The organism is Rhodocyclus purpureus (assembly GCF_016653115.1).
Lineage (GTDB): Bacteria > Pseudomonadota > Gammaproteobacteria > Burkholderiales > Rhodocyclaceae > Rhodocyclus > Rhodocyclus purpureus.
The window spans coordinates 43,567-62,949 of record NZ_NHRX01000010.1; the positions used below are offsets into that span (position 1 = coordinate 43,567).

General features: G+C 67.7%; 22 protein-coding genes and 1 other RNA gene. 13 read left to right on the forward strand and 10 right to left on the reverse strand.

Annotation, left to right across the window (positions count from 1 at the left end; all coding sequences use genetic code 11):
• Window position 1: 1 nt before the first annotated feature.
• Genes CCR84_RS01440 through CCR84_RS01455 form a run of 4 tightly spaced genes read right to left on the reverse strand, consistent with a single transcriptional unit; the run spans window position 2 to window position 3,622 of the window.
• Window positions 2-1,309 carry a dicarboxylate/amino acid:cation symporter gene (locus CCR84_RS01440; RefSeq protein WP_201209161.1) on the reverse strand — a complete coding sequence of 436 codons (1,308 nt, stop codon included), beginning with the start codon at window positions 1,307-1,309 and terminating at the stop codon, window positions 2-4.
• A gap of 27 nt (window positions 1,310-1,336) precedes the next feature.
• Window positions 1,337-2,110 (reverse strand): methylmalonyl-CoA decarboxylase, encoded by a 774-nt coding sequence (gene scpB / locus CCR84_RS01445; protein ID WP_201209162.1) that lies wholly within the window; start codon window positions 2,108-2,110, stop codon window positions 1,337-1,339.
• Window positions 2,111-2,169: 59 nt separating this feature from the next.
• Window positions 2,170-2,658, reverse strand: coding sequence for a D-glycero-beta-D-manno-heptose 1-phosphate adenylyltransferase (rfaE2, locus tag CCR84_RS01450; protein WP_201209163.1), 489 nt, complete (start codon window positions 2,656-2,658; stop codon window positions 2,170-2,172).
• Window positions 2,659-2,695: 37 nt separating this feature from the next.
• The gene (locus tag CCR84_RS01455) at window positions 2,696-3,622 is read right to left on the reverse strand and encodes a MerR family transcriptional regulator (protein WP_201209164.1); all 927 of its coding nucleotides are present in this window, start codon (window positions 3,620-3,622) and stop codon (window positions 2,696-2,698) included.
• A 357-nt stretch (window positions 3,623-3,979) separates the two neighbouring features.
• On the opposite strand from CCR84_RS01455, the gene folE2 reads away from it, so the two are divergent.
• The 8 genes from folE2 to CCR84_RS01495 are packed head-to-tail and all read left to right on the forward strand — an operon-like array spanning window position 3,980 to window position 11,491.
• The gene (folE2, locus tag CCR84_RS01460) at window positions 3,980-4,780 is read left to right on the forward strand and encodes a GTP cyclohydrolase FolE2 (protein WP_201209165.1); all 801 of its coding nucleotides are present in this window, start codon (window positions 3,980-3,982) and stop codon (window positions 4,778-4,780) included.
• A 55-nt stretch (window positions 4,781-4,835) separates the two neighbouring features.
• Complete coding sequence (locus CCR84_RS01465) at window positions 4,836-6,164, forward strand: NAD(P)/FAD-dependent oxidoreductase (protein ID WP_242508475.1); 1,329 nt, start codon at window positions 4,836-4,838, stop codon at window positions 6,162-6,164.
• The gene (locus tag CCR84_RS01470; protein ID WP_201209167.1) at window positions 6,161-6,967 is read left to right on the forward strand and encodes a DUF1365 domain-containing protein; all 807 of its coding nucleotides are present in this window, start codon (window positions 6,161-6,163) and stop codon (window positions 6,965-6,967) included. Before CCR84_RS01465 ends, CCR84_RS01470 begins: the two co-directional genes overlap by 4 nt.
• On the forward strand, window positions 6,964-8,250 hold the full coding sequence (locus CCR84_RS01475; RefSeq protein ID WP_201209168.1) for an SAM-dependent methyltransferase: 1,287 nt from the start codon (window positions 6,964-6,966) through the stop codon (window positions 8,248-8,250). Before CCR84_RS01470 ends, CCR84_RS01475 begins: the two co-directional genes overlap by 4 nt.
• 16 nt (window positions 8,251-8,266) lie before the next feature.
• Window positions 8,267-9,619: an MFS transporter gene (locus CCR84_RS01480; RefSeq protein WP_242508476.1), complete on the forward strand. Its 1,353-nt coding sequence runs from the start codon at window positions 8,267-8,269 to the stop codon at window positions 9,617-9,619.
• Window positions 9,616-10,161, forward strand: coding sequence for a DUF3833 domain-containing protein (locus CCR84_RS01485; RefSeq protein ID WP_201209169.1), 546 nt, complete (start codon window positions 9,616-9,618; stop codon window positions 10,159-10,161). Before CCR84_RS01480 ends, CCR84_RS01485 begins: the two co-directional genes overlap by 4 nt.
• Before the next feature lie 44 nt (window positions 10,162-10,205).
• Complete coding sequence (locus CCR84_RS01490; protein ID WP_201209170.1) at window positions 10,206-11,003, forward strand: SDR family NAD(P)-dependent oxidoreductase; 798 nt, start codon at window positions 10,206-10,208, stop codon at window positions 11,001-11,003.
• 14 nt (window positions 11,004-11,017) lie between these two features.
• On the forward strand, window positions 11,018-11,491 hold the full coding sequence (locus tag CCR84_RS01495) for a nuclear transport factor 2 family protein (protein ID WP_201209171.1): 474 nt from the start codon (window positions 11,018-11,020) through the stop codon (window positions 11,489-11,491).
• Window positions 11,492-11,565: 74 nt separating this feature from the next.
• Here CCR84_RS01495 and CCR84_RS01500 read toward each other — a convergent pair whose 3' ends face one another.
• Genes CCR84_RS01500 through CCR84_RS01515 form a run of 4 tightly spaced genes read right to left on the reverse strand, consistent with a single transcriptional unit; the run spans window position 11,566 to window position 13,728 of the window.
• Window positions 11,566-12,255 carry a BON domain-containing protein gene (locus CCR84_RS01500; protein ID WP_201209172.1) on the reverse strand — a complete coding sequence of 230 codons (690 nt, stop codon included), beginning with the start codon at window positions 12,253-12,255 and terminating at the stop codon, window positions 11,566-11,568.
• Window positions 12,252-12,845, reverse strand: coding sequence for a phosphoheptose isomerase (locus CCR84_RS01505; protein WP_201209173.1), 594 nt, complete (start codon window positions 12,843-12,845; stop codon window positions 12,252-12,254). Before CCR84_RS01505 ends, CCR84_RS01500 begins: the two co-directional genes overlap by 4 nt.
• A gap of 44 nt (window positions 12,846-12,889) precedes the next feature.
• Window positions 12,890-13,291, reverse strand: coding sequence for an HIRAN domain-containing protein (locus tag CCR84_RS01510; protein ID WP_201209174.1), 402 nt, complete (start codon window positions 13,289-13,291; stop codon window positions 12,890-12,892).
• Between the two features lie 5 nt (window positions 13,292-13,296).
• Window positions 13,297-13,728, reverse strand: coding sequence for a YraN family protein (locus CCR84_RS01515; protein ID WP_201209175.1), 432 nt, complete (start codon window positions 13,726-13,728; stop codon window positions 13,297-13,299).
• A 15-nt stretch (window positions 13,729-13,743) separates the two neighbouring features.
• Between CCR84_RS01515 and rsmI the strand changes: the two genes are divergently transcribed.
• The gene (rsmI, locus tag CCR84_RS01520; protein WP_201209176.1) at window positions 13,744-14,598 is read left to right on the forward strand and encodes a 16S rRNA (cytidine(1402)-2'-O)-methyltransferase; all 855 of its coding nucleotides are present in this window, start codon (window positions 13,744-13,746) and stop codon (window positions 14,596-14,598) included.
• 27 nt (window positions 14,599-14,625) lie between these two features.
• Here the strand turns inward: rsmI and CCR84_RS01525 are convergent, their stop codons facing one another.
• The gene (locus CCR84_RS01525) at window positions 14,626-15,201 is read right to left on the reverse strand and encodes a FlgO family outer membrane protein (RefSeq protein ID WP_201209177.1); all 576 of its coding nucleotides are present in this window, start codon (window positions 15,199-15,201) and stop codon (window positions 14,626-14,628) included.
• 2 nt (window positions 15,202-15,203) lie between these two features.
• Window positions 15,204-15,896: a hypothetical protein gene (locus CCR84_RS01530; protein WP_201209178.1), complete on the reverse strand. Its 693-nt coding sequence runs from the start codon at window positions 15,894-15,896 to the stop codon at window positions 15,204-15,206.
• Window positions 15,897-16,157: 261 nt separating this feature from the next.
• Here CCR84_RS01530 and pyrC point away from each other — a divergent pair, with 261 nt between their 5' ends.
• The 4 genes from pyrC to rsmH all read left to right on the forward strand — a co-directional run bounded on the left by pyrC (window position 16,158) and on the right by rsmH (window position 19,382).
• On the forward strand, window positions 16,158-17,189 hold the full coding sequence (gene pyrC / locus CCR84_RS01535; protein ID WP_201209179.1) for a dihydroorotase: 1,032 nt from the start codon (window positions 16,158-16,160) through the stop codon (window positions 17,187-17,189).
• A 103-nt stretch (window positions 17,190-17,292) separates the two neighbouring features.
• Window positions 17,293-17,667, forward strand: an RNA gene (gene rnpB, locus CCR84_RS01540) — RNase P RNA component class A.
• Window positions 17,668-17,997: 330 nt separating this feature from the next.
• On the forward strand, window positions 17,998-18,444 hold the full coding sequence (gene mraZ, locus CCR84_RS01545; protein WP_201209180.1) for a division/cell wall cluster transcriptional repressor MraZ: 447 nt from the start codon (window positions 17,998-18,000) through the stop codon (window positions 18,442-18,444).
• Window positions 18,441-19,382, forward strand: a complete 942-nt coding sequence (gene rsmH, locus CCR84_RS01550; RefSeq protein ID WP_201209181.1) for a 16S rRNA (cytosine(1402)-N(4))-methyltransferase RsmH — start codon at window positions 18,441-18,443, stop codon at window positions 19,380-19,382. The genes mraZ and rsmH overlap by 4 nt, the downstream gene beginning before the upstream one ends.
• Window position 19,383: the final 1 nt, after the last annotated feature.

Below are 19,383 nucleotides of genomic sequence, written 5' to 3' on the forward strand. Positions count from 1 at the left end.
GTCAGGCATCCGTTCTCCTCGACTCGTCGCCTACGGGCGCCAGCGCCAGCCTGTCCACCACCATGCTGCCGATCATGTCGCCTTCGACATTGACCGCGGTGCGCACGGTGTCTAGGATGCGGTCGATCGGCAGCAGCAGCGCGATCGCCTCGGTCGGTAGTCCGACCGACTGCAACACGAGGACCATCGACAGCATGCCGACGCTGGGAATTCCCGGCGCGCCGACGGCGCCGAGCATGGCGACGAAGACGATCACCAGTTGCGCGCCGAGGTCGAGGTCGATGCCCGCCAGCCTGGCGATGAACAGCGCCGCAGCCCCCTCGTAGAGCGCTGTTCCATCCGAGTTCAGCGTCGCCCCGAGCGGAATCACGAAGTTGCCGACCTCGCGGCGGACGCCCAGGTTTTCGCTGACGCAACGCAGTGCGACCGGCATCGTCGCCGCGCTCGAACTGGTGGCGAAAGCCATCACCAGTGCGTCGCGCGCGCCGTGCCAGAAGCGCCACGGCGTCATTCCTGTGACGGCGTAGAGCAGGAGCGGCAGGACGAGGACGCCGTGGAAGAGCGTCGCGCCGACGACGACGGCGATGAAGTGGGCAAGGCTCACCAGCACGCCGCTATCCTGGGTCGCCACCAGGCGCAAGAGCAGAGCGCCGACGCCGAGCGGCGCCAGCCACATGATCCAGCCGACGACGAGGAGCGCGAGTTGCTGCAACTCCTCCATGCTGCGGCGCAGATGCGGGTAACGCCCGCCGCCACCGGCGAGCGCGATGCCGAAAACCAGCGCCACCGTCACCACGGCGAGGATGTCGCCCTGCGCCAGCGCGGCGAAGGGGTTCTGGAAGATCCCGTGCAGGAACCTGGCGAAATAGTCGGCGAAGGGCAGTTGCTGCGCCTGATGGTTCTGCGTCGCCTCGGCGAACATGGCGAGCTGCATACCCTCGCCGGGGCGGAAGACGTTGGCCGCAGTGAGCCCGATGGCGACCGAGAGTAGCATCGAGGCGACGAAGAAGCCGAGGGTCCACCGCCAGACGCGCTGCATGCGCTGATGCGCGCCGAGGCTGGCGACGCCGCAGACGATCGACGCGAAGACCAGTGGCACCAGCACCATGCGCAGGAGGTCGAGGAACAGCGTTCCGACGAGCTTGGCGGCGTAGAGCACGGCCTCGGCGAGTGGCGTCGTCACGCCGTACGCGGCCAGCGCCAGACCGGCGCCGGCACCGGCGAGGGCGCCGATCAGGATCAGCGTGTTGAGGCCGCCCGCCGGACGGCCGTAGCGGGCTTCCCGGCGGCTGGCGCTGGCAGGCGACATCGGGTGGACCTTGGACTCGGCGTACGGCTACTCGCCGCTGAACTGTGGCGGGCGCTTTTCCTTGAACGCCCGGATGCCCTCGGCGTAGTCGCGGCTCTTGTAGACCTTGTGCCGCAGTTCCTGGATGCGTTCGAAGATTCCCGGTTGTAGCGGCGCCGAATCGCCGAGCATGCGCAACTGCTCCTTGATTGCCGCCACTGCCAGCGGTGCCTTGGTGGCGATCCCTTCGGCCAGCGCCAGCGTGAACTGGAGCAGTTCCGCCTGCGGCACCAGGTGGTTGAGGATCATCCACTCCTCGGCCTCCCTCGCCTTGATCGGCCGCGCCGTGAACAGCATTTCCTTGGCCACGTGCAGGGGCAGGCGGCGCATGAAGTTGAGCGTGCCGGAGATGTTGTAGGGAACGCCGAGATTCACCGGGGTCAGCGCGAACGAGCTGGTCTCGTCACCGATGATCAGGTCGCAGGAGAGGACGAGTTCGCTGGCGCCGCCCCATACCGAGCCGCTGACCATCGCGATCACAGGGGCCGGGAAATGCTGCACGGCACGCACCAACTGCTCGAGCGAGTCCGAGTAGTGCAGCGGGTCCTCGCCGAGCGGCAGTTCGTCGATGTCGTGGCCGGCCGACCATACCCTGGCGCCGACGCCGGCGGTCAGGATCAAGGCGCGCACGCGCGCGCCGGCCAGCTCGTCCATCTTCTCGATCAGCTCCGCGACCAGCGCGCGCGACAGCGCGTTGCGCTTTTCCTGGTGCTTCAGCGTGAGGATGCCGATGTTGCCCTGCCGTTCGCTGCTTACGTACATGCGTTTTCGTCCCTGATGTCCAAGCCCGATTATCCGTCATTCCATGCGCCAGCGTCGGCCTAGGAACGGCGGACCTTCTCCAACAGCGCGGTGGTCGAGGTCTGGTGCAGGAAGGGTATGGAGACGACGCGACCGCCGCTGGCCGTGACTTCGGGCGCGCCGACGATCTTGTCCACGGTCCAGTCGCCGCCCTTGACGAGGATGTCCGGGCGGCAGTCGCGGATGCGTTCGATCGGCGTGTCCTCGTCGAACCAGGTGACGAGCGCGACGCTCTCCAGCGCGGCGATCACCGACAGCCGGTTGGCCAGCGGGTTAACCGGGCGGTCGTCGCCCTTGCCGAGGCGGCGCACCGACGCATCGCTGTTGAGCGCGACGACGAGCGACGCGCCGAGCGCTGCCGCCTGCGCGAGGTAGGTGACGTGGCCGCGATGCAGGATGTCGAAGCAGCCGTTGGTGAATACCAGCGGCCGCGGCAGCGCGGCGATGCGCTGCGCGAGTTCGGCGGGGGCGACGATCTTGTCTTCGAAGGCGGGGGGCGGCAGGTTCATGGCTGGCAGGCTAGGGTGAGGGCAGCCGCCAAGTCTATCACCGTCGCTGCCGCCATTCCTCGAGTGCGCTCAGCGCGCCCTCCAGCGTCGGCAGGATGCGCAGCCCCGCGAGCGGGCGCAGGCGCGTGCAGCCGCCGCCTCCGATCCACAGTTCGACCTCCGGCGGCAGCAGCTCGCGCAGCTTGCCGACCAGCGGCTGCAGTTGCCGCGTCGGAAACGCCGCCGAGAAGGAGAGCGCGACGATGTCGGCACGGTGCGCGATCGCCGCCTGGCGGAGGTCGAACAGCGGCAGCTGCGTTCCCAGCGGGATGCAGCTCGCGCCTTCGAGGGCGAGCAGCGCCTGTACCATCAGCAATCCCAGCGTGTGCAGTTCGTCGGGGACAGTGGTGAGCAGCACGCGCGGTGGCTGGCCACTCGGCGCCAGTCCTGCGAGCGCCTGGCGCAGCAGCGTGGTGATCTGCTCGGTGTACAGGTGCTCCTCGAACACTTCGATCTCGCCGCGCATCCAGGCTTCGCCGACGGCGATGTTGAGTGGCCCGACCGTATCGATGACGAAGCGCTGCAGGCCCTCGCGCAGCAGCGCCTGGCTGAGCGTCTGTTGCAGCGCGGGCAGGTCGTGCTCGCGCAACTCCCCGAGCACGCGCTCGATCAGCGGTGCCGCCTTCTGTGGCGCAATCTCCTCGCCGTCCGTTGTCGCCGCGACCGGCATCGACTGGGCGCCGAGCAGCGCCAGTTCCTCCTCGCCGGCGCCGACCAGCTTGCCCGGGCGGTAACCGAGGTCGATCAGTCGCTTGATCAGGCGCAGCCGATCGACCTGCTCGGCAGGATACAGGCGCTCGCCGTGCTCATCGCGGTCCGGCGTCGGGAATCCGTAGCGACGCTCCCAGGCGCGCAGGGTGTCCTTGCCGAGGCCGGTATCGCGCTCGACCGAGCCAATGTTCAGCGGCGGACGTGGAGTGTTCATTTTGTCCTGTACAAAGCGAGGTGATGACAATGGTTGACGAAATGCCTTTGCGTTGATAGTTTAGCAAAAAAGACGATTCTGTCCAGGACAAGATGCTCTTTCGCTGTGTTGCGGGGTGTGGCACCACTTCTTCCGGCCCTTCACGTGTCCAGGCAAGGCGGCCACCCTTGCCGGAGACTTACGGCGAGGCTATTTTGTCCAGGACAAATCGAAGAATTTCTCGTTTGCATAGAACTCTGCATCTTGCTGCTTGTCCAAGGTGTCAAGCTTGGACAAATTTGGCGTCTGCAGCCTTGCCTTGATTGCCACGCTGCCTGCCATTTTCGACCTCTGTATTCATTTTCCGGAGACTGCCTCATGAATGCCCCCGACACTTTCTTCCTTCCCGACGTCCAGGCCAGTCTCGACACGCGCCGGCTCGCGATCCACAAGGTCGGCGTCAAGGGCCTGCGCTATCCGCTGGCGCTGGCCGATGCCAAGGGTGGCATCCACCATACCGTCGCCCAGGTGTCGATGTCGGTCGGTCTGCCACCCGACGTCAAGGGAACGCACATGTCACGGTTCGTCGAAATCCTCGAACAGCCGCGCGCGCCGCTCGACGCCAACGGCTTCCTGGCCATGCTCGATCAGACGCTGGAGCGCCTCGATGCGGAGAGCGGCTGCATCGACTTTTCCTTCCCGTACTTCATCGCCAAGGCGGCTCCGGTTTCCGGTGTCGAGAGCCTGCTCGACTACGACGTTCGCCTGATCGCCGAGAAGCGCGAAGGCGAGCGTGCCGAACTGTCGATCGAGGTCGTCGCGCCGGTGACCAGCCTGTGCCCTTGCTCGAAGAAGATCAGCGAGTACGGCGCGCATAACCAGCGCTCGCACATCACCATCCGCGCGCTCTTGCGCGGGCCGCTGACGCCCGAGGCGCTGGTGCGCCTGGCCGAGGAAGAGGCCTCGTGCGAGGTGTTCGGCCTCTTGAAGCGTCCCGACGAGAAGTGGGTGACCGAACGTGCCTACGACAACCCGAAGTTCGTCGAGGATCTGGTGCGCGACATCGCGCTGCGCCTGATGCGCGAGCCTTCGATCGCCGAATGGACGGTGAAGTCCGAGAACTTCGAGTCGATCCACAACCACTCGGCCTACGCCGAGATCAGCGGCATCAACGCCTGAGCAGGGGGCTCGGCGTCGAATAACATTCATCAACAGGGAGAATAAAATGCGGGGAATGCAAAGGATTGCGGTCGTCGGCTCGGGAATCTCGGGGCTGTCGGCGGCGTGGCTGCTCGGGCAGAAGTACGAGGTGACGCTGTTCGAGTCCGCCGATTACCTGGGCGGGCACACCAACACCGTGGACGTCACGCTCGACGGGGTGACGCACCCGGTCGATACGGGTTTCCTCGTGTACAACACGAAGACCTACCCGAACCTGACCGCCATGTTCGCGCAGCTCGGCGTCGCCAGCGTCGAGACCGAGATGTCCTTTGCCGTCAGCCTCGAAGAGCCGCGCCTCGAATGGTCGGGTTCCAGCCTGGCGACGGTGTTCGGGCAGAAGCGCAACCTGCTGCGCCCCGACTTCCTGCGCATGCTCACCGACATCCTGCGCTTCAACCGCGAATCGGTCGATTGCCTCGAACTGAACCCGCACGACGAGCGCACGCTGCGCGAGTTCCTCGCCGAGAAGGGCTACTCGAAGAGCTTCCAGGAGTGGTACCTGCTGCCGATGGCGGCGGCGATCTGGTCGTGCCCGGCCGGCCAGATGCTCGACTACCCGCTGATCACCTTCCTGCGTTTCTGCCGCAACCACGGCCTCCTGCAGATCAACGACCGGCCGATGTGGCGGACCGTTCGCGGTGGCGCGCGCGAGTACGTGCGCCGGTTGGCGCTGTTGATCGACGAGGTGCGCCTGTCGTCGCCGGTGAGCGCGCTGCGTCGCGTCGCCGGTGGCGTCGAGATCGTCTCGCCGCGCGGCGTCGAGCGCTTCGACCAGGTCGTGCTCGCCTGTCACAGCGACCAGGCGCTGAAGATCCTCGGCGAGCACGCCTCCGCCGACGAGCGCGCGCTGCTCGGCGCGGTCCGCTACCAGCAGAATCGCGCCGTGCTGCACTGCGACGAGACCCTGCTGCCACGCGACCGCTCGCTGTGGGCCGCGTGGAACTACCTCTCCGCGAAGGGCGAACTCGACCAGCGCCCGGTGGCCGTTTCCTACCTGCTCAACCGCCTGCAGCCGGTGCCGTTCAAGCAGCCGGTGCTGGTCACCCTGAACCCGCCGCGCGAGCCCGCTGCCGACAAGGTGTTCGCCGAGTTCGAGTACGCGCACCCGGTGTTCGACGCAGCGGCCGTCGCCGCCCAGGAGAAGCTGGCCGCAGTCTCCGGCAGCGACCGGGTCTGGCTGTGCGGCGCGTGGACCGGCAACGGCTTCCACGAGGACGGGCTCAAGTCCGGCCTCCTCGTCGCCAACGCGCTCGGCTGCCGCGCGCCCTGGCAGGGCGCCGAGCGCGTCGAGGAACTGCCGCCGCTGCTCTATCCCGGCTACAGCGAGGCGGCGCCGGCATGAACGCCCCGGTCGCCCGCATCGGCTTCGGCGAAGTGATGCACCACCGGCTGCGGCCGGCGCAACATCGCTTCGTCTATCCGGCCTACTTTTTCCTGCTGCCGCTTTCAAGGCTGCAGGAGGCGGGCGGCGGACTGTTCTCGATCAACGCCTTCAACCTTTTTTCCTTCCGCTTTGCCGACTATGGTGCGCGCGACGGCTCGCATCCGCTGCCGTGGATCCGGCGCCAGCTGGCCGACGCCGGCATCGACGCCGACGGCGAGGTGTGGCTGCACACCTTCCCGCGCGTGCTCGGCATCAACTTCAACCCGGTCAGCTTCTGGTTCTGCCACGACGCCGCCGGCGAACTGGTCGCGGTGCTCGCCGAAGTCAGCAACACCTTCGGCGAACGCCACAACTATCTGCTCACCAAGCCAGACGGCGCGCCGATCGCTAACGGCGAGCGCCTCGGCTGCGCCAAGGTCTTTCACGTCTCGCCGTTCAACCAAGTCGTCGGCGGCTATCGTTTCCGTTTCCGGCGGCGCCTGCCCGGCGGCGCCGTCGCGTCCGGGGCGACGCCCGAGCCGGAAGAGCTGCGTCTGGCGCGCATCGACTACGCCGACGACGAAGGCGACCTGCTGCTCACTTCGATCTCCGGACGCGTCGAGCCACTCACCAGCAGGACCCTGCGCAAGGCTTTCCTGCGTTACCCGTGGCAACCGCTCGGCGTCCTCGCGCGCATCCACTGGCAGGCGCTGGCCTTGTGGCGCAAGCACGTTCCCTTCTTCCACAAACCCGCTCCCCCGCTTGAGGAGACGACGCGATGAATTCCGCCAACAGCTCGCTCGCCCTGGATTCAGTCGGCCCCGTTCCACTGTCCTCTGCGCCACTGTCCGAAGCAAGTTCCGCCGAACTGCCGCGCAGCGCGGCCTTGATCCTGCGCCTGCTTGCCGGTATCGAGCACGGCCGCCTCGAACTGCAACTGCCCGACGGCAGCGTGCACCGGGCCGGCAGCGACGAGACGCAGGAGGCACGGCATGCAGTGCTGGCGATCGGTGATTGGGAGGTATTCGACGAGGTGCTCGCGCGCGGCGACGTCGCCTTTGCCGAGGCCTACATCGACGGGCGCTGGCAGACGCCCGACCTGGCGGCGCTGCTCACCCTGCTCGCCGCCAATCGCACGCTGATCGAGCGCGCCGTCTATGGCAACTGGCTGAGCCTCGCCTGGGACCGCCTGCGCCACCTGCTGCGCGCCAATACCCGGCGCGGATCGAAGCGCAACATCATGGCACACTACGACCTCGGCAACGAGTTCTACCGGCAATGGCTCGACCCGACGATGAGCTATTCGAGCGCGCTCTACACCAGCCCCGGTCAGCCGCTGGCCGACGCGCAACTGGCCAAGTACCGGCGCATCCTGCGCCGCCTCGACGTCCAGCCGGGGCAGCGGATCCTCGAGATCGGCTGTGGCTGGGGTGGCTTTGCCGAGGTCGCGGCCGGCGAATTCGGCGCGCAGGTGCATGGGCTGACGCTGTCGCCGGCGCAACTCGAGTTTGCGCGCGCGCGCCTCGATCGCGCCGGACTCGGCGGACAGGTCGAGCTCGAACTGCGTGACTACCGCGACCTCGCCGGTCCGGGTGTCGACCACAGCTACGACCACATCGTCTCGATCGAGATGTTCGAGGCGGTCGGCGAACGCTGGTGGCCCGCCTACTTCAAGGGGCTGCGCCGCCTGCTCAAGCCGCAGGGACGCGCGCTGGTGCAGACGATCACCATCCGCGACGATCTGTTCGCGCGCTACCGGCGCGGCACCGACTTCATCCAGCAGCACGTCTTCCCGGGCGGCATGCTGCCGTCGCCATCGGTGTTCCGGCAGCGCGCCGCCGCCGCCGCCGGACTCGTCGTCAGCGACGCGCTCGCCTTCGGCGCCGACTACGCGCGCACGCTCGCCGAATGGGCCGACAGCTTCGAGCGCGCGCAGCCGGCGATCCGGGAGCAGGGCTTCGACGAGCGCTTCGCGCGCCTGTGGCGCTTCTACCTCGCCTACTGCGAGGCCGGTTTCGCCAGCGGCTCGACCGATGTCTACCAGTTCGAGCTGAGCGCGGCGTAAGCAGCGCCCGGCCGCCATGAGCGCGCTCGCCTCTCCATCGCCGACCATGCCTGCGTCTCCGGCTCCTCCACTCGCAGCGAACGCGGCGGCTGACTGGCGGCGGCGCCTGGCCTACGGCGCGCTCGGCCTGCCGCTGGCGATGGCCGCGCTGCCGGTCTACGTGCATGTGCCGCGCCTCTGGGCCGAGGTCAGCGGCATCAGCCTCGCGCTGCTCGGCGGCCTCCTGCTCGCCTCGCGCCTGCTCGACGCCTTCGTCGATCCGCTGCTCGGGGCCTGGAGCGACCGTGCCGCCGGCCGTCGCCGGCTGATCGTCCTCGCGCTGCCTTTCCTCGCTGCCGGCTTCTGCGCGCTGCTGATGCCTCCCGCCGACGGGCCTGCCGTTCCCTGGCTGCTCGCCGCGCTGCTCGCCACCTACTTCGGTTTTTCACTGGCCAGCATCGCCTACCAGGCCTGGGGCGCCGAGATCGGCGCCAGCGCCGGTGAGCGCACCCGGCTCGTCGCCAGCCGCGAAGCTTTCGGCCTCGTCGGCGTCATGCTCGCCGCCGCCTTGCCGGGTCTGCTCGCCACTCCCGGTAGTCCGCCGGGAGCGGGGCTGGCGATGCTGGCCTGGCTCTTCGTTCCGCTGCTTTTCCTGCTCGCTGCGATCTCGCTGCTCGGCGCCGCACCGGTGCGCGCCGCGGTGCCGGCGGCCGCGCCGATGGGCGAAGCGCTGGGCGCCGGACTGCTGCAGCCGCTTTCCGATTCCCGCTTTCGCCGCCTGCTCGCCGTCTATGTCGCCAACGGCATCGCGGCTTCCCTGCCGGCGACGCTGGTCCTCTTCTTCGTCGCCGACGTGCTGCACGCCGAGCAGTGGAGCGGCGCTTTCCTGGCGCTCTACTTCGTCAGCGGGGTCGTCTTCCTGCCGCTGTGGGTCGCGCTGGCGCGGCGCATCGGTCGCGTCGTCACCTGGGTGCTGGCGATGGCCGTGGCCTGCCTGGCCTTTACCGGTGCCGGGCTCCTCGGCAGCGGCGATGTCTGGCCGTTCGCGCTGGTCTGCCTGCTCTCCGGCGCTGCGCTTGGTGCCGACCTGTGCCTGCCGGCTGCCTTGCTCGCCGAGATCAGCCAGGGCAAGGCGCAGGGCACCGCGGCCGACGCCGGCGGCTATTTCGGCTGGTGGAACCTGGTCGGCAAGCTCAACCTCGCGCTAGCCGCGGGGCTGGCGCTGCCGCTACTCGAATTCACCGGCTACCGGCCGGGCGGCGCCGCGGGCGAGGTTTCATCGGTCGCCGGCCTGATCCTGATCTACTGTGGCCTGCCCATCGTTTTCAAAACCGTCGCCGCCGTGCTTGCCTGGCGCTGGCGACATCTGCTGGAGGAGGAAGAATCATGAAATCCATTCGTGGCCTGCTGGCTTTCTGCCTGTTGCTGCCGGCGCTGTCCGGTTGCGCCGGGAGCAGCGTCTCACAGTACCGCGCCGAGCAGCCGAAGCTCGACCTGGCGACCTATTTCGACGGCGTCATCGACGGCTGGGGGATGTTCCAGGACCGCTCGGGCGAGGTGAAGAAGCGTTTCCACGTGGTCATCAACGCCACCTGGGAGAAGAAGGACGGCGTCGATGTCGGCACCCTCGACGAGCACTTCGACTGGTCCGACGGAACGACCTCGCGGCGCGTGTGGACGATCACGCGCCTGGGCGACGGTCGCTACAGCGGTCGTGCCGACGACGTCGTCGGCGAGGCCGAGGGCGAGGCCGCCGGCAACGCGCTGCGCTGGCGTTACGTGCTGGCGCTGCCGGTCGATGGCAAGGTCTGGAACGTCGATTTCGACGACTGGATGTACCTGATGGACGACTCGGTGATGCTCAACCGCTCCGAGATGAAGAAGTTCGGCTTCCGTCTCGGCGAAGTGACGCTGAGCTTCAAGAAGCGCTGATCCCCTCATTGTCCACTGCTGATCCTGCCAACGGAGGCCGCACCATGAGCGCGCTCAACCCGACCATCGACGACTGGCGCGGCCTGCGCGTCTGGCTGTTCGGCGCCTCGACCGGAATCGGCGCGGCGCTGGCGCGCGAGCTGGCCGCACGCGGGGCACGCCTCGCGCTGTCGGCACGCAGTGCCGACAAGCTGGCCGCACTCGCCGGCGAACTGGGCAGCAAGCTCGCTGCCGGGCCGGCGCCCTTGCTGCTGCCCTGCGACGCGAGCAAGGACGACAGTCTCGCCGCGGCCTGGGGGAGCCTGCTCGACGCCTGGGGGGGCGTCGACGTCGCCATCTACCTCGCCGGCGACTACACGCCGATGCGCGCCGACGCGATCGACATGGCGGTGGCGCGGCGGCTGATCGACGTGAACCTGGTCGGCGCGATCGCCTTCACGGCGCTGCTCGCGCCGCAACTGAAGGCGCAGCGCGCCGGACAGATCGCGCTGACGGCGAGCGTTGCCGGCTACTGCGGCCTGCCCAAGTCGCTGGTCTATGGCGCGAGCAAGGCCGCGCTGATCAACTTCTGCGAGACGCTCTACCTCGACCTGTCGCCCTACGGCGTCGGCGTGCGCGTGATCAACCCCGGCTTCGTCGCCACCCCGCTCACGGCGCAGAACGACTTCACGATGCCGGCGCTGCAGACGCCCGAGCAGGCGGCGAGCGCGATCGTCGCCGGATTCGCCTCGGGTGCGTTCGAGATCGATTTTCCCAGGCGCTTCACGCGCGTGATGAAGACCCTGGCGCTGCTGCCCTACCGCCTGTTCTTCCCGCTCGTCCGCCGCTTCACCGGCCTCTGAAGGAGTCCTCGTCGATGTCGCATCCGGAAATAGCGCACGCCGAGCAGATCGCCGCCAACCGGCAGGCGGTCGAGCGCCTGGTGCCCTTCTTCGAGGATTTCTCGCCGGACAGCCTGGCGCGTTTCGCCGAGCATTACAGCGAGGACGCCTGGTTCAAGGACCCGTTCAACGAGGTGCGCGGGATCGACGCGATAGAGCGCATCTTCGCGCACATGTTCCTCCAGGTCGACGCGCCGCGCTTCGTCGTCGTCGAGCGGATCGTCGACGCGGGTGGCGCCGTCCTGGTCTGGGATTTCCACTTCCGCCTGCGCGACTGGAAGCGCAACGAGACGCAGACGATACGCGGTGTCTCGCACCTGAAGTTCGCTGCCGATGGCAGGGTGTGCTGGCACCGTGATTACTGGGATGCGGCCGAGGAACTGCTGGCCAAGCTGCCCGTGATCGGCTTCATCGTGCGCGCGCTGCAGCGCCGGCTGTCGGCGCAGTGAGCCGCCCCCTGGCGAGAGGCAGGCAAGGGGGAATGCCCCCTGCGCCTGGCTGAAGTTTCAAGCCGGGTTGCCGCTCAGCCGGTGACCTGGGCTTCCGGCTGCTTGCGCTTCTCCGGTGGCGGCGGGTCGAGTTCCCTGGCCTTCGCCTCGCTGATGATTTCCATCACGTTGACCACCTTCATCACCCCGGAGGTCGTGCGCGCGAGCTCGATCGCGGCGTCGGCTTCGCGCTGGGTCACCAGTCCCATCAGGAAGACGGTGTTGGCTTCGGTGACGACCTTGACCAGGTTCACGTTGAAGCGGTTGGCATCGATGAAGCGCGCCTTCACCTTCGAGGTGATGTAGGCGTCGTTGCTGCGCGCCGAGAACGAACTGGCGCCGGCGATCGCCAGTTCGTTGTATACGCGGACGACGTTGGGGATGGCAGCGACGGAACGCTCGATCTCGGTCTTGATCTCCGGCGATGCGGCTTCGCCGGTGAGCAGCAGCTTGCGGTTGAAGCTGGTCGCGTTGACGTGCGCCTTGTCGCCGGCGCGTTCGGAGGCGCGGGCGACCGCCTTCCATTCGATCGTCTCGTCCTCGGTCTGCGCACCGACGCTGCGCCGGTCGATTGCCGCCAGGACGCCGGTACCGACGCCGGCGGCGACCACCGGGAAGCAGCCCTGCAGCGACGGCAGCAAGGTGCTGCCGATGAGCAGGCCGACGAGCAGGCGCTTGCCGATGCGGGTCCGCGTCGAGCGCACGAGGTTCGGCGTGGTGTTCATTCTTCAACTCCCAGGAGCAGGCAATCGATCCCGTCGCACAGGCAGTGGATGGTCAGCAGGTGGGTTTCCTGAATGCGTGCGGTGCGCTGCGCCGGGACGCAGATGTGGATGTCGTCGTCCTTGAGCATCTCGCCGATGCGGCCGCCGTTGCGGCCGGTGAGCGCAACGACGCGCATGTCGTGTTCGTGCGCGGCACGGATCGCCTCGATCACGTTGCCCGAGTTGCCCGAGGTCGAGATCGCCAGCAGCACGTCGCCGGGCTGGCCGAGCGCCTGCACCTGGCGCGCGAAGACGAGGTCGAAACTGTAGTCGTTGCCGACCGCGGTGAGGATCGAGCTGTCGGTGGTCAGCGCGATCGCGGCGAGTCCCTGCCGTTCGGCCTCGAAGCGACCGACCAGTTCGGCAGCGAAGTGCTGCGCGTCGCCGGCGGAACCGCCGTTGCCGCAGGCCAGGATACGGCCGTTGTTCACCAGCGCGCCGACCATCGTCTCGATGGCGCCGGCGATCGGGGCGGCGAGGAGTTCGAGTGCTTCGAGCTTGGTCCGGGCACTGTCCTCGAAGTGTTGGCCGATGCGGCTGATCAGATCCATGTGTGTGGTGGCGAAGTGGGTTCGGAAAGTCAAGGATTCTAACATCACAGAGTCAGATAGACGGCGAAGGCGATCCTGCGCCAGGGGTCGCGATCCTCGCGCAGTGCCGTGATGCGCGCTTCGAGACGCTCGCCGCGGTCGAGCGCGGCAGCGACGGCGTGGTTCTCGGCGCGCGGCAGGTAGCCCAGGACATGTCCGTTCCAGTCGACGCGAACCGCCTTGCGGTCGTGCCGGTTGTCGGGTTCGCGCACCAGCGTCAGGCGGTCGCCGACCCGCAACTGAGGCCAGACGGTGCCGGCCTCATGAAACTGGCTGCCGGCGAGCGGCGAGTCCTGGACCATGATCTGCACCGAATCGGCCACTGCACCGGGGGCGGCGATGGCGAGCATCAGCGCTGCCGCCAGACCTGCGCTGCCGCTGGACGGGCCACCGAGCCGAAGCCGCATCGTGATCAGTCGGTGCTGAAGGCGCCGCGCAGCCAGGTGATCCGCGACGGGTCGAGCTCGTCGAGCAGCACGCAGTCGAAGCGACAGGGGCTGGAGAAGGCATGCTGGCGGGAGAGCCAGTGACGCGCGGCGAGGATGACGCGTCGCTGCTTGATGGCACCGATGCTGGCGCCGGCGCCGCCATAGTCGGCGTTGCGGCGCAGGCGAACTTCGACGAAGACGATGGTCGCGGCGTCGCGGCAGATGAGGTCGATCTCGCCGCCACGGCAGCGGAAGTTGCGCGCGAGCAGCGCGAGGCCGTGCGCGGCGAGAAATTGCGCCGCCAGTTCTTCGGCCTGGCGACCGCTGGCATGGCGTGGGTCCGCCGGCTTCTCTGCGGCGCGCGCGCTGCTTGCGCTGCCGTCAGTCCGTCGCTGCGTGGTATCTTTGCCGCTCACCGGAGCCTCGCTGATATGACGGAAGAATTGCCTGCATTATATGTTGCGCCGACGCCGCTGGGTAATCTCGGCGACATCACGCTGCGCACGCTGGAGGTGCTGCGCGCCGTGCGCTGGGTTGCTGCCGAAGACACGCGCCACAGCGCGCCCTTGCTGGCGCGCTTCGGCGTTTCGGCGAAGCTGATCGCCTGTCACGAGCACAACGAGGAGGCCGCTGCCGAGCAGGTGATCGCGCGGCTTGCTGCCGGCGAGTCGGTGGCGCTGGTGTCCGACGCCGGCACCCCGGGCATCTCGGATCCCGGGGCGCGGCTGGTCGCGCGCGTGCGCGCGGCAGGCCTGCGCGTCGTTCCGCTGCCCGGTCCGTGTGCGGCAGTGACCGCCTTCTCGGCTGCGGGGCTTGCCGACGCGCATTTCCTTTTCTACGGATTCCTGCCGGCGAAGGCGGGGCAACGCGAGGCAGCGCTGCGTCAGCTGCTCAGGCTGCCTTACGCGCTCGTCTTCTACGAGGCGCCGCACCGCATCGTCGACACGGTCGCTGCGCTGGCAACTGCGTTCGGCGGCGAGCGGACGCTGGTCCTGGCGCGCGAACTGACCAAGATGTTCGAGCAGATCCATCGTTGCCCGCTGGCCGAGGCGAGCGCCTGGCTCGCCGCCGACGCCGACCGCCAGCGCGGCGAATTCGTGCTCATCGTTGCCGGCGCGCCGGAGTCTGCCGACGAGAGCGATGCGGAGGGCGAGCGCGTGCTGCGCCTGCTGCTCGACGAAGGCCTGCCGGTGAAACAGGCGGCGAAGCTCGCGCACGCGATCACCGGCAAGGCGAAGAACGCGCTCTACGCGCAGGCGCTGGAATTGCGCCAGCAGCCGGGCTGAGCCGGCGCACCCGGCGCAGGATAGCGCTCAGCGCCTGTACTGGGCTTTCAGCAGCGAGCGCACCGTATCGTCCTTCGGCAGCGCGTAGTCGTGGACGGCGATGACGACATTGCTGCTCGGGGAAATGACCTTCAGGTTCACGAAGACGAAGTCGCTGCTGTCGGCGTAGGTGCCGACGATGACCGCCTGCGCGCTGTGGTTCTGCGCGACCTCACGGATTTCGCGGGTGAGCAGCAATTCGCCCTGGTCACGCTTCATGTAGATGTTGTTGCGGATCTTCGTCTCGATCATCGTCAGCCCGGCTTGTGAGAAACGCGCCGATATCTGCTCCGAGACCAGTCGACCGAAGGTGGAGGATTGTTCGAGGGCGTCGATATTGACGACGGTGGCGATGATCAGCGGCTGCGTGTTGCCCAGCTTGCCGTTCAGTTGCGCAAGCAGCGCGTCGGCTGCCGCGTAGTTGGCTGGGATGAACGGGTTGGCGGCGGCCGTGGCGTAGCTGGGGTCGGGCCGGCGCCCGTTGTCGTTGGCACAGCCTGCAATCGCGAGCGTGGAGCCGACTGCAAGCAGCGCAACGAGTCCGGAGAAACGGCGGGCTGTCATTGTCAGTCCCCCTTCACCACGAAGCTCTTGCTCGTGACCGTGAGGTTGCTGCCGCTCTCTTCGTAAAGTTTCCGGTCGCTGTCGCTGACGTAATAGACCGTGGTCGATCGCGCCAGGTAGCGATCTTCGTCGGCGACGGAAAGGTTGAGGATGATCTCGGTCTGCGGCGTCTCACCGTTCGCGAATTCGGAACGCGCCCACGAATACGCGTCGGCGCCGGCGATCATCGCGGTCGCTGCACCGGCACCGGTGACGCTCGGCCCGCTCAGCGCCCAGGCGCCGGCTGCCAGCGCCGTCGGTACGCCGGCGTAACGGGCTTGTGCACGGTCGGGCGAGAAGGCGACGACCTGCGTGTCCACGTCGACCTTGATGAACTTGGCTCCGTTGGCCGGCGAGCGGGTGACGGCATGGCCGTTATTGACGAGCCAGGTGATCAGCTGGTTCGTCACTGCCCGGTTGAAGGCGGTCGGCGTCACCGGCTCGACGTACAGCGGATGCGTCAGCGCCGCCGGCAGTGTCGCGCTCAGTCTCAGTGCCGCGTCAGCGGTGATCGTCTGCCAATGCGACGCTGCCTGGAGTTTTTCCTGCTTGCTGGTAGGAAAGTTGGTGGCGAGCGGCGTCTCGCTGAAGGGCGTCGCACAAGCGCTTACAAGCGCGACCGCCAGCAGAAGCGGAACTGTTCTGGGGAAAGACATCGATGGGTCCTTTGCGGAGTGATGAGCGCCACGCTGGCGTCCGGATACGCGGGCTGTCGGTAATTATTAGGTATTTACAGGGCTTGTCAATTCGCGATGTTCCCGGCATCACGGGGCTGTCGGGCAGGGCTTTCGTCACCGGCGTGCAGGGGCTCCGCCGCCAGCGGCGAAGCAGGAGGGCTGCTTCGTCTCGCCCGACGCCCGGATACCAGCAAGCACGAAATCCACTAAAATCCGGCAATCGAACCCTGGGGCTTCTCCATGCAGATCACGATCACCCGGCCAGACGACTGGCACCTCCACCTGCGCGACGGCGAAGCGCTTGCCGCCGTGCTGCCGCATACGGCGCGCCAGTTCGCGCGTGCCATCGTCATGCCGAACCTGAAGCCGCCGGTGACCACCGTCGCCGACGCAGCCGCCTATCGTGAGCGCATCCTCGCCGCGCTGCCGGCGGGGCTCGACTTCGAGCCCCTGATGACGCTCTATCTCACCGACCGCACCTCGCCCGACGAGATCAGGCGCGCTGCCGACAGCGGCTTCGTCAAGGCGGTCAAGCTCTACCCGGCCGGGGCGACCACCAATTCGGACGCCGGCGTCACCGACCTCGCCCACTGCGCGGCTGCACTCGCCGAGATGGAACGCCTCGGCCTGCCGCTCCTGGTGCACGGCGAGGTGACCGACCCGGAAATCGACATCTTCGACCGCGAACAGGTCTTCATCGAGCGCGTCCTGCAACCGCTGCTGGCGCGGCATCCGGGCCTGCGCGTCGTCTTCGAGCACATCACGACCGCCGAAGCTGCCGCCTTCGTCAGCGAGGCCGGCGACAACGTCGGGGCGACGATCACTGCACATCATCTCCTCTACAACCGCAACGCGATCTTCGTCGGCGGCGTCCGCCCGCACTATTACTGCCTGCCGGTGCTCAAGCGCGAACGCCATCGCGAGGCACTGGTGCGCGCGGCGATCTCGGGTAGTCCGCGCTTCTTCCTCGGCACCGATTCGGCCCCGCACGCGCGCGGCGCCAAGGAGGCCGCCTGTGGCTGCGCCGGTTGCTACACGGCGCATGCGGCGCTCGAACTGTACGCCGAGGCCTTCGACGCCGCCGGCGCGCTCGACCGCCTGGAGGCCTTTGCCAGTTTCAACGGTCCCGATTTCTACCGCCTGCCGCGCAACCGCGGGCAGGTCACGCTGGTAAGGGAAGGCTGGACGGCGCCGCCCGCGTACCCGTTTGGCGGCAGCGAGACGATCGTTCCGCTGCGTGCCGGCGAGGCCATGCACTGGGTCATGCGCTGAGCGCCGTCGTCGGCGCGCACGCCGTGCGCAGGCGCTGCGCACGGCCGTCGCGGACGAACAATCTCGCGGCGAAGGACGGCGGCCGCGTATAATCCGCGTCGGGGAAGTCGTCCAGACAGCCGCCGGGCGCGTCAAGCGCCGGGAGGAAAGTCCGGGCTCCACAGAGCAGGATGCCGGCTAACGGCCGGGCGCTATAAGCCGCAAGGCGAAGGCGACGGAAAGTGCAACAGAGAGCAGACCGCCGATGGCCCGCCGCGCAAGCGTCGGGATCAGGCAAGGGTGAAACGGCGAGGTAAGAGCTCACCGCGGACGCGGCAACGCGGACGGCACGGTAAACCCCATCCGGAGCAAGGCCGAATAGGGAAGCATTGGCGCTGCTCGCGTCGCTTCCGGGTAGGCTGCTTGAGCGTGCCGGTAACGGTACGCCTAGAGGAATGGCTGTCCACGACAGAACCCGGCTTATCGGGCGGCTTCCCCCCCCTTTTCCGTCCCGGGCGACCAGCCCCTCCGGCGGGCCGCACCCGTCCTGCTTGCCGGGATTCCATTTGTCATGGATCCCGTATGCGTCTGGCAGGCTCCCCCAGTCCTTCCCGTTCATTACAAAGCACTTTAACAGGCCGCCTGTTGGCCTTGTTTTTTATGGAAAAAAAATCTCGGGGTCTGCTGTGGAAATCGCGCATAAGTCCTTGTCGCGATTGACAAAAATCCCGTTTGATTCTTGCCTTCGCAAGCGCTTTGTCGTAAAGTGGGAACTTGTGGGGAAAAGTGGGAGAAATTTTCGTCTCCCGTACGACAAAGGAGTGCGGACGTGTTCCAAGGGGCAGCAGCGCTGAGCATCGACGCCAAGGGTCGGCTCGCCATTCCGGCGCGCTACCGGGGCGCGCTCGCGGCTGTGGCCGAAGGACAGCTGGTCCTCACCGCGCACCCGCACCGCTGCCTGCTGCTCTATCCCGAACCGGCCTGGTTGCCGATCCGTGCGAAGGTGCTCGCCGCGCCGAGCTTTCAGCAGCAGTCGGCACTGATCAAGCGCCTCCTCATCGGTTTTGCGCGCGAGGAGACGCTCGATTCGGCCGGGCGTGTGCTGGTCGCCCCCGAGTTGCGCCAGTTCGCCGAGCTGGACAAGGACGTGTGGCTGGTCGGGCAGGGCGATCACTTCGAAATCTGGTCGGATGCCGGCTGGCGCAAGCAGCAGGAGGCGCTCTTTGCGCTGGGCGACAACTTCCTGCCGCCGGGTCTTGAGGATCTCGCGCTGTGAGCCAGGAATCCGTTCACCAGACCGTCATGCTCGGGGAGGCGGTCGAGGCGCTGGCGATCCGGCCATCGGGTTGCTACGTCGATGGCACCTTCGGTCGCGGCGGGCACAGCCGGGCGATCCTGGCGCGCCTCGGGCCGGCGGGGCGGCTGCTCGCGCTCGACCGCGACCCGCAGGCGGTCGCCGCCGCGCGCGCGATCGACGACCCGCGTTTCGTCCTGCTCCACCACCGTTTCGGCGACCTGGCGCTCGCCTTGCGCGAGGCGGGGATGTCCGCGGTCGACGGGGTGCTGCTCGACATCGGCGTCTCCTCGCCGCAACTGGATGAAGGCGCGCGCGGCTTTTCCTTCCGCTTCGACGCGCCGCTCGACATGCGCATGGATACGACGCGCGGCGAGACCGCCGCCGAGTGGCTGGCGCGCGCCGACATCGGCGAAATCACGGAGATCATCAGGAATTATGGCGAAGAACGGTTTGCTTTCCAGATTGCAAAGAAGATTGTGGCTGCTCGGGACGAACGGCCTGTTGCAAGCACCGGCGAGCTTGCCGCGCTCGTACGCGAGGCCGTGCGCACCCGCGAACCTGGCCAGGACCCGGCGACGCGTACCTTTCAAGCTCTACGGATTCATGTCAATCAGGAACTCGAACAACTTGCGCTAGCCCTGCCGCAGGCGGTGGACGCGCTGCGTCCCGGCGGACGGCTGGCGGTGATCAGCTTCCACTCGCTCGAAGACCGCATCGTCAAGCGTTTCCTGCGCGAGCAGGCGTCGCCGGACTCCTTGCCGAAGGATTTGCCCTTGCGCGCCGACGAGTTGCCGCAGCCGCGCCTGCGCCTGATCGGCAAGCCGCTGCGTGCCAGCGCCGCCGAGGTCGCCGCCAATCCGCGCGCACGCAGCGCCGTCCTGCGCGTCGCCGAAAAGCTGGCCGGGGAGGGTGCCTGAG